Here is an 11,429-nt window from a genome sequence, read left to right on the forward strand (position 1 = left end):
CTCGGCCGTGCGCGATCATGCCCCGGTTCCACGCCGCGAGCGGTCGTCGGTGCGTGACCATGGCGACCTCCCGTCCCGGATCCGGGCTCGCCGCCGGACCTCGTGTGCAGCGACGCTACGGTCGGCGTGTTTCGGCCGAGGGGTCGGCGTGTTTCCGCCCGGTTACGGCTGGCGGGGTGTCGGCCCACCCGCCGAGACATGCCGGAAACACGGCTGTGCGATCCTCCCGACATGCAGCCTCAGCGAACCGATCCGGGAGGCACGGTGCACGCGACCGCGCCGGTCGCCGTCCGCGGCCACCGCGTCTGGACGGACGGCGCGTTCCGTCCGGCCACGGTCCTCGTGCGGGACGGCCTCGTCGACGCCGTGCTGCCCCTCGACGCACCGGTGGAGGTGCCGGTCGTCGAGGTCTCGGCCGGCCGCGTGCTGCTCCCGGGGCTCGTCGACACGCACGTGCACGTGAACGAGCCGGGCCGGACGGAGTGGGAGGGCTTCGCGTCGGCCACCCGTGCCGCGGCGCTCGGCGGTGTCACGACCATCGTCGACATGCCGCTCAACTCGGTGCCTCCGACCACCACCGTCGACGCACTCGCCGTCAAGCGGGAGCGGGCCGAGGGTCGGGTCGCGGTGGACGTCGGGTTCTGGGGCGGCGCCGTCCCCGAGAACCTCGGTGCGCTCCGGCCCGTGTGGGACGCCGGCGTGTACGGCTTCAAGAGCTTCCTGGCACCCTCGGGCGTCGACGAGTTCGGCCACCTCGACGCCGACCAGCTCCGGCGTGCACTGGCGGAGATCGCCGCGTTCGACGGCGTGCTCATCGTGCACGCCGAGGACCCCGCGCACCTCGCGGACGGCGGAGCCCTCGGCACCGGGTACGGCGCGTTCCTGGCGTCGCGGCCACCGGCCGCCGAGGAGGACGCGATCGCCCGGGTGATCGACGGCGTCCGCGCGACCGGGGCACGGGCGCACGTCCTCCACCTGTCCGACGCCGGGGCGCTGCCGATGCTCCGCGCCGCCAAGGACGAGGGCCTGCCGATCACGGTCGAGACCTGCCCCCACTACCTGACGATCGACGCGGAGTCCGTGCCGGACGGCGCGACCGAGTTCAAGTGCTGCCCGCCGATCCGCGAGGCGGGCAACCAGGACGCCCTGTGGGCGGGCCTGCTCGACGGCACGATCGACATGGTCGTCACCGACCACTCGCCGTCGACGGTCGACCTCAAGCGGGGGAGCGGCGGCGACTTCGGCCTCGCCTGGGGTGGCATCGCGGGCCTCCAGGTCGGGTTCCGCGCGACGTGGACCGAGGCGGCCCGGCGAGGTGTGCCGCTGGAGCGGATCGTGCCCGCGTTCACCACCGGGCCGGCCGCCCTCGTCGGCGTGACCGACCGTGCGGCGATCGCGCCCGGCGCCGTCGCGCACCTCGTCGAGTTCGACCCCGACGCCGAGGACACCGTGCACGTCGAGGCGCTCGAGCACCGCAACCCGATCTCGGCCTACGACGGACGGACCCTCCGTGGCCGCGTCACGCGCACGTGGCTGCACGGCGCGCAGGTCGCGACCGCCGACCAGGGCGTGACCGCGGTCGCAGGACGGCTGCTCCGCCGTGCCTGAGCCGCAGGGGGGACGCGCCGTGGAGCGGGCGGACGTGACGGAGTGGGGGACGGTCCTCCCGGACGGCGTCCTGCAACCCGGGACCGGACCGGTGCGGGGCGACCACCTCGTCGAAGCGCGACCGGGCGACGTGCTGTGGGGGCGCCTCCCGGCGCGTGACGACCGGCCGGTCACGACCGTGCAGCCCGGCGACACCGTGACGTTCGACACCGTGAGCCACGAGGGGATCCTCGCGGACCAGGGCGGCGATCCGGTGGCGTTCTTCGCCCGGCACGGCGTCCCGCGGGAGTTCGTGCTCGACGACGCCGTCGCGATCACCGAGGAGCTCCGTCGCGACCCGGTCGACGGGCCGCACGTGGTCTCGCGGCCGGTCGCCGTCGCGGGCGCGGAGCCCGGCGACCTCGTGTCGATGACGCTGCTCGAGGCGCTGCCCCGCGTGCCGTACGGGATCGTGTCGAACCGGCACGGCCGCGGGGCGCTCCCGGGCGAGATGCCGCGCGGCGAACTCCCGGTGAGCGTGTTCGCGGACGTGGTCGAGCGCGACGGCGAACTGCGCGGCCGTCTGCCGGTCGCCGAGGACGGTCCGCGCCTCGTGACGTTCCCGCTCCGGCCGTTCCTCGGCATCGTCGGCGTGCAGGTGTCCGACGACCTCCGCCCGCACTCGGTGCCGCCCGGCCCGCACGGCGGCAACCTCGACATCGCGCTGCTCACCGCCGGGACGACGCTGCACCTGCCCGTGCAGGTCCCGGGCGCCGGGGTGTACGTCGGCGACCCGCACTTCGCGCAGGGGGACGGCGAGGTCGCGCTCACCGCCATGGAGGCCTCGCTCCGCGCCACGTTCCGGGTCGACGTCGTGCCGCGCGAGCGTGCGCTGCAGGAGTTCGGTGAGCTCGCCGGACCGCTCGGCGAGACCGCGGAGTACCTCGTGCCCACCGGCCTCGACGCCGACCTCGACGAGGCAGTCCGGCGATGCGTCCGCCAGGCGATCACGCTCGTCCGTGCCCGGTGGGGTGTCGACGAGCACATCGCGTACGCGTACCTCAGCGCCGCGACCGACTTCCGCGTGTCGCAGGTCGTCGACCTCGTGTGCGGGGTGCACGCGACGATCCGCGTGGCCGACTTCGCCGCGGTGCCCCGTGCCGCGGTGCCCCGTCCGGCGGTGCCCCGTGACCGGTGAGGTCGGCGGGGTCGACCCGCGCGCGACGGTGACCGGACCGAGCTGGCCCGAGGGCCTGCACGCGGCGTTCGACCGCTACGAGGCGGCGCTGCTCACCGACGACGTCGCGGTCCTCGACGCGCTCTTCGAGCCGGGGCCGGAGACCCTCCGCGCCGACGCGGCCGGGCTGCTCGTCGGACACGACCGGATCAGCGCCTTCCGCTCGGCGCGTGGCGGTGTGCCCGGGCGGAGCATCGGACGGACCGAGCTGCGACCGCTCACCGACGACGTCGTGCTGGTGGTGGCCGAGTCGCACCTCGACAGCGGCGGCCGGGGCATCCAGACGCAGCTCTGGCGCCGCACGGAGGGCTCCTGGCGCATCGCCGCCGCGCACGTGACCGGCCGGGCACCCGCGTTCGACCGGACGATCTGGCGCGTCGTCGGCGACCCCCTGGTGCCCGGGGCGTCGGTGCCGACGCCGGACCGAGGAGCACGGGACCCAGCGCTCCCGCTCGCCGGTACCGCGCTCCCGCTCGCCGGCGTCCGGGTCGCGGTCAAGGACCTGTTCGCCGTCCGCGGGCAGGTCGTCGGTGCGGGGAACCCGGTGTGGGAGCGCGAGGCCCCGCCGGCGACCACCCACGCTCCGGCCGTCCGTGCCCTCCTCGACGCGGGCGCCTCGATCACCGGCATCGCCCGGACCGACGAGTTCGCCTACAGCATCGCGGGCCGCAACGCGCACACGGGCACCCCGCCGAACGGCGCGGCGCCGGACCGCATGCCGGGCGGCTCGACCTCCGGCCCGGCGGCCGCCGTCGCGCTCGGCCAGGCGGATCTGGCGCTCGGCACCGACACGGCCGGGAGCGTCCGCGTCCCCGCCTCGTACCAGGGGCTCTGGGGGCTCCGGACGACGCACGGTCTGGTGGACCGGGAGGGACTGCTCCCGCTCGCGCAGGCGTTCGACACGATCGGGTGGCTGGCCCGGGACGCCGCGACCGTCCGCGCCGCCGCGGTCGCGTCCGGTGCATCCGGCCCCGCCGATGCGCCGCCGGACCGGGACGCCGCCGACCCGCCCCTCGACGCCGCCGACCTGGTCGTGTCTCGAGCGCTCCTCGACGCCGTCCAGCCCGCGACCGGCGCTGCCTTCCGGCGGTGGCTCGCGGCGGCCCGGCTCGAGCCCGACGAGGTCGCGCTGCCGCCGCTCGACGAGCTCGCCGAGACCCTCCGCGTCGTCCAGGCCGCCGAGGCGTGGCGGAACGACGGCACCTGGGTGACCGCGCACCGCGACGCCCTCGGCGTGAACGTGCTCGCACGCTTCGACGCGGCCGCCGCCGTGGACGCCGCTGCCGAGGCCACGGCCCGCCGCCGACTCGCCGAGCTCCGCACCGCGGTCCGGACCGCGCTCGACGGACGGGTCCTGTGCCTCCCGACCGTGCCCGGCCCCGCGCCGCTGCGCACGGCCGACGCGGCGGACGTCCAGGTGCTCCGTACCGCGACGCTCCGCATGACGGCCGTCGCCGGGGTGGGCGGTCTGCCCGCGGTGTCCGCACCGTTCCTCATGGTCGACGGCGCACCCGTGGGCGTCTGCCTCGTCGGCCCACCGGGACGCGACGTGGCGCTGATCGACCTCGCCGTGTCGCTCGGCACGCCGCGGCGCTGAGCGGCAACCGAGTGGCGGCACCTGTTACACGCCTGAAACGACCGGCCCAGTAGCGTCGACCGTGGAACGGAAGGAACACACATGCAGCCAGTCGACCCGCCCGCACGACTCCTCATGGGTCCCGGCCCGGTCAACGCGGACCCGCGCGTGCTCCGGGCGATGTCGACCCCGCTCGTCGGGCAGTACGACCCGTGGATGACCGCGACGATGACCGAGACGCAGGGCCTGTACCGCCAGGTGTTCGGCACCGACAACGACGCCACGGTGCTCGTCGACGGCACCTCGCGCGCCGGGATCGAGGCCGCGCTCGTGTCCCTGCTGGCGCCGGGTGACCGGGTGCTCGTGCCCGTGTTCGGGCGCTTCGGCCACCTGCTCGTCGAGATCGCCACCCGCGCGCAGGCCGAGGTGCACACGATCACGACCGACTGGGGCCAGGTGTTCCCGCCGTCCGTGATCGAGGAGGCGATCATCGCGACCCGGCCCACGGTCCTGGCGATCGTGCAGGGCGACACGTCGACGACGATGAACCAACCGCTCGACGAGCTCGGCGCGATCTGCGCCCGGCACGGCGTCCTGCTCTACACGGACGCCACGGCGAGCCTCGGCGGCAACGCGTTCGAGATGGACGCCTGGGGGATCGACGCGGTCACCGCGGGCCTGCAGAAGTGCCTGTCCGGTCCCTCGGGCAGTGCGCCCCTCAGCCTGTCCGACGCCGCCGTCGCGGTCGTGCGGTCACGGCACTCGGTCGAGGCCGGCATCCGCGAGCCGGGCGACGACGTGCAGGACGACCCGATCCGGTCGAACTACTTCGACCTCGGCATGGTTCTCGACTACTGGGGGCCGCGACGCCTCAACCACCACACCGAGGCCACGAGCATGCTCTACGCCGCGCGGGAGTGCGCCCGTGTGCTGCTCGACGAGGGGCGCGATGCCTTCGCCGCCCGGCACGCCCTGGCCGGCGCCGCGATGCTCGAGGGGGTCCGCGCGCTCGGACTCAGGGTGTTCGGCGACGTCGCCCACAAGATGCACAACGTCGTCGCGGTCGAGATCCCCGAGGGCGTCGTCGGCGACCGGGTCCGCTCCGCCATGCTCGAGGACCACGGCATCGAGATCGGCACCTCGTTCGGGCCGTTGCACGGTCGTGTCTGGCGGATCGGCACGATGGGGGTGAACGCCCGGAAGGACGCCGTCGTGACGACCCTCGCCGCGCTCGAGCAGTGCCTCCGTCGTGCGGGCGTCGCGGTTCCGCAGGGGGGCGGCGTGGACGCCGCGCTCGACGTCTACGCGGGCGTGCGCGCGACGCCGACCGTGGACCGGGAGGCACGGTGACGGAGCCGACGCGCGCCTCCCGTCCGGCGGCGGCACGGGCCGCGACGATCGCCGACCGCTGCGACGAGCTCGCCGCCGTGACCTCGATGGAGGGCGGCATCCGCCGCGTGTACCTGTCCGCCGAGCACGCGCGGGCGAACACGATCGCGGCCGGGTGGATGGAGCAGGCGGGGCTGCGGACGTGGCAGGACGCCGCGGGCAACCTACACGGACGGGTGGCGGCGCTCGGTGCCGACGGTGATCCCCGACCGGTGCTCCTCGTCGGCTCGCACCTCGACACCGTGGTGGACGCCGGACGGTACGACGGCATCGTCGGCGTGCTCATGGGCATCGCGCTCGTCGAGCTGCTCGGTGACCGCGTCCACGACCTGCCGTTCGCGATCCAGGTCGTCGCGTTCTCGGACGAGGAGGGCACCCGCTTCGGCAAAGCGCTCCTCGGCTCATCCGCGGTCGCCGGCGTGTGGAACGACGCGTGGTGGGACCTCGCCGACGGAGACGGCACGACGCTGCGCGACGCGTTCACCGCGTTCGGGCTCGACCCCGCCCGGGTCGGGGAGGCCGCCGTCGACGCCGGATCGCTCGCCGGGTACCTCGAGGCCCACATCGAGCAGGGCCCGTTCCTCGACCGGTCCGGGCAGGCACTCGGTGTTGTCACGAGCATCGCCGCTGCGCGACGGTTCAGCGTCGAGGTCGTCGGGGAGGCCCGGCACGCGGGCGGGACACCGTACGAGATGCGCCACGACGCGCTGCTCGGCGCGGCCGAGGTGGCCCTCGCGGTCGAACGGACCTGCGTGGCCGAGCAGCACATCGGTACCGTCGGCACCATGACGGTCGAACCCGGCGCGGTGAACGTCATCCCGGGGCACGCGCGGCTCTCCGTCGACCTCCGGGGCGAGTTCGACGACGGACGGGACCGTGTGTGGGACGCCCTGGTCGCGGAGTTCGACCGGATCGCGGAGCGCCGCGGCCTGACGATCACGCCGACCGAGGTGCACGCCGCGCCCGCCGTGTTCTGCGCACCGCGGCTCATGGACGCCGTCCGGACGGGCATCCGGGCGACCGGCGAACCGACCCCACCGGAGCTGTTCTCGAAGGCGGGCCACGACGCGATGTCGCTCGGCCTCGTGACGGACGTCGCGATGCTGTTCCTCCGGAACCCGGACGGCATCAGCCACCACCCCGACGAGTTCGTGTCGGTGGCGGACATCGCCCTCGGGCTCGACGCGCTCGTCGCCGCGGTCGAGGCGCTGGCGGCGGCGGAGGTCGGCCCGTGACGGCGCCGGACCTCCGGAGCCGGATCGCCCGGGTCTGGGACGACCTCACCCCGGCCGAACGACGGGTGGCGGCCGTGGTCCGGGACGACCCCGAGCTCCTCGTCCTCCGCACCTCGGCGGAGACCGCGGCCGAGGCCGGCACGTCGAAGGCGACCGTCAGCCGGCTCGTCCGCGCGCTCGGCTACCGCGACGCCGCCGACGTCCGCGAGGCACTCATGGCAGCCCGCGGTGCCGGCCTGCCGTGGTCCGCCGAGGACGCCGCGCACGTCAACGCGCGCGAGGTCGAACGCCGGAACCTCGACGCCGCGTTCGCCTCCCTCGGCCGGGCGGACCGCGCGGGACTCGCGCGCCGCATCGTGCACGCCCGACGCGTCACCGTGGTCGGGGTCCGCAACGCCCATCCGATCGCGCTCCAACTGCGCGCCCAGCTCGCCCAGGTCCGCGCCGACGTGCGACTCGCTCCCTCCGCGGGCCAGAGCGTCGGAGAGGACGTCGCCGACGTCGGGGCCGAGGACCTCGTGGTGGTCGTGACCGTGCGTCGGCACGCCGCGGTGGTCGGCGCGCTCGTCGAGCAGTGCGTCGCGAACGGTGCCGACGTCGTCGTCATCGCCGACCCGACCGCCGCGGTGCTCGCAGCGTCCGCACGCACCCTCGTGCTGTGTCCGGTCGACTCGCCGTCCGCCTTCGACAGCCTCGCCGCGATGGCGGCGGTCGTCGCGGCCATCGCGAACGACGTGTACGACGCGAGCGGCCCGGCGGGACGCGACCGCGTCGCCGCCATCGCCAGCACCTACGCCGCGCTCGGCGAACTCGACGAGGGCGACCGTCGGCGCCCCACAGGACGACCGGGAGGTCCGCAGCGGCACCCGGGGGAGGACCGCCATGGACGTGACTGAGTTCGACGCCCTCGACCCGGACGCCGCCGCGGCGCTCGTCCGGAGCTGGGCCGACGTCCCGCGCTGGGTGGACGCGGTCGTGTCCGCCCGTCCGTACGCGACGACCGCCGCGCTCGCGCAGCACGCCGGCGACCTCGCGGCCGGCTGGACCGACGACGAGGTCGAGGCCGCGTTGGCCGACCACCCCCGCATCGGCGACCGGGCGACCGGCACCGGCGCGAGCGCCGCGGCGTCGCGGACTGAGCAGGCCGCCTCCGCCGACACGGATGCCACGACCGCGGCCGCGATCCGCGAGGGCAACGTCGCGTACGAGGCGCGGTTCGGCCGGGTGTTCCTCATCCGTGCCGCCGGCAGGACGGGTCCGGAGATCCTCGCCGAGCTCCGGCGGCGACTCGACGACGACGACGACACCGAGCGGGCCGAGGTCGCGGAGCAGCTCCGCGCGATCGCCCTGCTCCGGCTCGAACGGAGCGTCGCATGAGCCACGTGACCACCCACGTCCTCGACACGACGCACGGGAGGCCCGCCGCGGGCATCGCCGTCACGCTCACCGACGCCGCCGGCTCCGTGGTCGCGGTCGGCACGACGGACGAGGACGGCCGGGTCGGGGACCTCGGCCCGGACCTCCTGCCGCCCGGCGCGTGGACGCTGACGTTCGCCACGGGGGAGCACTGGGCGCGACTCGGGCTCCCCGTATTCCACCCGCGCGTCGACGTCACCTTCGTCGTGCCCGAACCCCCGGCGGGCCACTACCACGTGCCCCTGCTCATCAGTCCGTTCGCCTACTCCACCTACCGAGGGAGCTGACCCCATGACCGACACATCCAGCGTGCACCTGGGCCCGAACCAGTACGGCAAGGCCGAGGTCCGCCTCGTCCGCGTGACGCGGGACACCGACCGGCACGAGATCGAGGACCTGACGATCACGACGCAGCTCCGCGGTGCCGCCCTCGCCGACTCGTACACGTCGGGCGACAACGCGAAGGTCCTGGCGACCGACACGCAGAAGAACACGGTCTACGCGTTCGCCCGCGAGCACGGCGTGCACAGCCCCGAGGAGTTCCTGCTCCGTCTCGGCCGACACTTCACGACGGCGTTCGACTGGTACGAGGGCGCGACGTTGACCGCGGACCAGCACGGGTGGGCGCGCATCCCGGTGGACGGCCGCGACCACGACCACGCCTTCGTCCGCGCCGGCAGCGGCACCCGCACCGCGGTCGTGCAGGTCGACGGCGACGACGTCCACGTCCTCGCGGGCGTGACCGACCTGACCGTGCTCAAGTCGACGGGGAGCGAGTTCCACGGATTCCCCCGCGACCGCTACACCACGCTCGCCGAGACCGACGACCGGATCCTGGCGACCTCGGTGACGGCGCGCTGGCGGTACCTGCCCGAGGCGGTCGAGGCGGGCATCGACTGGAACGCCACCCACGCGGGTGTCCTCGAGCGCACGCTCGCGACCTTCGCGGACCTGCACTCGTACGCGCTGCAGCAGACGTTGTTCGCGATGGGCCGCGCCGCCATCGAAGCCTTCCCCGAGATCGCCGAGGTCCGCTTCTCGATGCCGAACAAGCACCACTTCCTCGTCGACCTCGCGCCGTTCGGCCTCGACAACCCGAACGAGGTGTTCTACGCCGCCGACCGCCCGTACGGACTCATCTCCGGCTCGGTCGTCCGCGACGGTGTCGCCGAGGCCCCCGCCGCGTGGACGTCGGTACCCGGGTTCGTGTGACCACCGACGCGACCGGGGAGCGTTCCGGCAGCACGGTCGTCGGCCTCGTGCTCGCCGCCGGCGCGGGCTCCCGCATGGGCCGACCGAAGGCACTCGTCCGGGGTGCCGACGGACGCCCCTGGGTCGAGCGCGCCGTCCGGACCCTGCTCGACGGTGGCTGCGGGACCGTCGTCGTGGTCCTCGGAGCGGCCGCCGATGTCGCACGGCCGCTCGTACCCGACCATCCGGCCGTCCGGGTCGTCGTCGCCGACGCCTGGGCGGAGGGGCTGGGGGCGTCGCTCCGCGCCGGACTGGTCGCGGTCGCCCACGGCGACCGCGCACCCGACGACCGCTCGTGTGACGACGACGGCGCACGAGGCGGCGCCGACGCGGTCCTCGTGACCCTCGTGGACCTCCCTGAGCTCCCCGTCGCTGCCGTCCGACGCCTGCTCGAGGTGGACCCGCCCGGTCCCTGCGGACCGCACGGAGGCCGCCGTGCCCGCCTCCGGCAGGCGGTGTTCGGCGACCGACCGGGGCATCCCGTGCTCGTCGGGCGCGCACACTGGGCACCGCTCGCGGCGTCCCTGCACGGCGACCGCGGGGCCGGAGCGTACCTCCGGCAGCACGGGGTGGAGCGGGTCGAGTGCGGCGACCTCTGGGACGGTGCCGACCACGACCGGCCGGCCGGATCGACGCCCTGACCCGGTTCCTCGTATACACGACATCGCGATCCTGACCGCTCCGCCGAGCTCCTGACGGCGGCTTGAAACTGCTCCTCAGCAGGGGTTTCCCTCGCGCCCCGGTACCGCGTCCAGCATCGCTTCACGAGCCGGTAACGCGCGTTCACACCCCGGAAACACGGTTCTGTATACCGTTTGGTCACCCCACCCCTCCACCCCGAGGAGCGCCCCGCGTGACCGACTCCCTGCGCCACCCCGACGCCGACCCGACCGGCTTCCGCCTGGTCGGCGTCCTGCACCTGCCGCCGCTCCCGGGAGCCGTGAACCACACGGGCGTCCCGGTCGCCGACATCGCGGTGCGCGCCGCGGAGGACGCCCGCGCCCTGCAGGACGCCGGCTTCACCCACGTCATGGTGCAGGACGCGAGTGACATGCCCCAGGCCGTGCGTGTCGACGCCCCCACGGTCGCGGCGCTGTCGGTCGTCGGTGCCGCGGTCGTCGACGCCGTCGGCGTCCCGGTCGGTGTCGTCGTCGGCCACAACGACGGCCCGAGCGCCGTCGCGATCGCCCACGCGATCGGTGCCACGTTCGTCCGCGTCAAGGTGCTCACCGGCGTCTCCGTCGGTCCGACCGGCTGGATCGAGGGCTGCGCGTACGAGGTCGCCGCGATGCGCCAGCGCCTCGGCAGCGACGTCGAGGTCTGGGCGGACGTGCACGAGGCGACGAGCCTGGCACTCGCGGGCAGCACCGCGTGGGCCGCGCAGGAGGCCCGCGCCTTCGGCCGCGCCGACGTCCTCGTCGTCACCCGGGACAGCGGCGTCGGTGACGCGCTCGACGACATCGACCTCCTCCGGCCGACCGCCGGGGACACGCCCTTCGTCGTCGGTGGCCGCGTCGGGCTCGACACCATCGCGCAGACCGTCACCCGGGCGGACGGCGCGATCCTCGGCAGCGCGATCAAGCGGTCGAGTGCCCCGGACGCCCGCGTCGACCCCGCGATCGCCGCCGCCTTCGGCCGCGCGCTCGTGCCCGCCGCCGCCTGACGCCCGGCGACACCGACCCCGCACCTCGCCCGCACGGCCCCCCCACACCAGCACCAGCGCCGGACCCCAGGACAG

At 74.9% G+C, this 11,429-nt stretch carries 11 protein-coding genes; all 11 read left to right on the plus strand.

Going from position 1 to position 11,429, the window contains the following annotated elements; all coding sequences use genetic code 11:
* Positions 1-231: 231 nt before the first annotated feature.
* Complete coding sequence (gene allB / locus DEI81_RS02675; RefSeq protein ID WP_111008987.1) at positions 232-1,608, plus strand: allantoinase AllB; 1,377 nt, start codon at positions 232-234, stop codon at positions 1,606-1,608.
* The gene (locus DEI81_RS02680; protein WP_375334755.1) at positions 1,601-2,785 is read left to right on the plus strand and encodes an acetamidase/formamidase family protein; all 1,185 of its coding nucleotides are present in this window, start codon (positions 1,601-1,603) and stop codon (positions 2,783-2,785) included. The genes allB and DEI81_RS02680 overlap by 8 nt, the downstream gene beginning before the upstream one ends.
* Complete coding sequence (locus DEI81_RS02685; RefSeq protein WP_258368463.1) at positions 2,775-4,421, plus strand: AtzH-like domain-containing protein; 1,647 nt, start codon at positions 2,775-2,777, stop codon at positions 4,419-4,421. Before DEI81_RS02680 ends, DEI81_RS02685 begins: the two co-directional genes overlap by 11 nt.
* Positions 4,422-4,502: 81 nt before the next feature.
* Positions 4,503-5,750, plus strand: a complete 1,248-nt coding sequence (locus DEI81_RS02690) for an alanine--glyoxylate aminotransferase family protein (protein WP_111008988.1) — start codon at positions 4,503-4,505, stop codon at positions 5,748-5,750.
* Positions 5,747-7,024 carry an allantoate amidohydrolase gene (locus DEI81_RS02695; RefSeq protein ID WP_258368464.1) on the plus strand — a complete coding sequence of 426 codons (1,278 nt, stop codon included), beginning with the start codon at positions 5,747-5,749 and terminating at the stop codon, positions 7,022-7,024. Before DEI81_RS02690 ends, DEI81_RS02695 begins: the two co-directional genes overlap by 4 nt.
* The gene (locus DEI81_RS02700; RefSeq protein WP_111008989.1) at positions 7,021-7,920 is read left to right on the plus strand and encodes a MurR/RpiR family transcriptional regulator; all 900 of its coding nucleotides are present in this window, start codon (positions 7,021-7,023) and stop codon (positions 7,918-7,920) included. The genes DEI81_RS02695 and DEI81_RS02700 overlap by 4 nt, the downstream gene beginning before the upstream one ends.
* On the plus strand, positions 7,907-8,401 hold the full coding sequence (gene uraD / locus DEI81_RS02705; RefSeq protein WP_111009327.1) for a 2-oxo-4-hydroxy-4-carboxy-5-ureidoimidazoline decarboxylase: 495 nt from the start codon (positions 7,907-7,909) through the stop codon (positions 8,399-8,401). Before DEI81_RS02700 ends, uraD begins: the two co-directional genes overlap by 14 nt.
* The gene (uraH, locus tag DEI81_RS02710; protein ID WP_111008990.1) at positions 8,398-8,727 is read left to right on the plus strand and encodes a hydroxyisourate hydrolase; all 330 of its coding nucleotides are present in this window, start codon (positions 8,398-8,400) and stop codon (positions 8,725-8,727) included. The genes uraD and uraH overlap by 4 nt, the downstream gene beginning before the upstream one ends.
* Positions 8,728-8,731: 4 nt before the next feature.
* Positions 8,732-9,652 (plus strand): factor-independent urate hydroxylase, encoded by a 921-nt coding sequence (pucL, locus tag DEI81_RS02715; protein ID WP_111008991.1) that lies wholly within the window; start codon positions 8,732-8,734, stop codon positions 9,650-9,652.
* The gene (locus DEI81_RS02720) at positions 9,649-10,332 is read left to right on the plus strand and encodes an NTP transferase domain-containing protein (protein WP_258368466.1); all 684 of its coding nucleotides are present in this window, start codon (positions 9,649-9,651) and stop codon (positions 10,330-10,332) included. Before pucL ends, DEI81_RS02720 begins: the two co-directional genes overlap by 4 nt.
* A 212-nt stretch (positions 10,333-10,544) precedes the next feature.
* The gene (locus tag DEI81_RS02725) at positions 10,545-11,354 is read left to right on the plus strand and encodes a BtpA/SgcQ family protein (RefSeq protein WP_181435308.1); all 810 of its coding nucleotides are present in this window, start codon (positions 10,545-10,547) and stop codon (positions 11,352-11,354) included.
* The last annotated feature ends 75 nt before the right edge of the window (positions 11,355-11,429 follow it).

The organism is Curtobacterium sp. MCBD17_013 (assembly GCF_003234565.1).
Classification (GTDB): domain Bacteria; phylum Actinomycetota; class Actinomycetes; order Actinomycetales; family Microbacteriaceae; genus Curtobacterium.

Coding starts and splice junctions, on each gene's coding strand:
- pucL (WP_111008991.1), top strand. CDS start 8,732: ATGACCGACACATCCAGCGTGCACCTGGGCCCGAACCAGTACGGCAAG.
- uraD (WP_111009327.1), top strand. CDS start 7,907: ATGGACGTGACTGAGTTCGACGCCCTCGACCCGGACGCCGCCGCGGCG.
- uraH (WP_111008990.1), top strand. CDS start 8,398: ATGAGCCACGTGACCACCCACGTCCTCGACACGACGCACGGGAGGCCC.
- DEI81_RS02690 (WP_111008988.1), top strand. CDS start 4,503: ATGCAGCCAGTCGACCCGCCCGCACGACTCCTCATGGGTCCCGGCCCG.
- allB (WP_111008987.1), top strand. CDS start 232: ATGCAGCCTCAGCGAACCGATCCGGGAGGCACGGTGCACGCGACCGCG.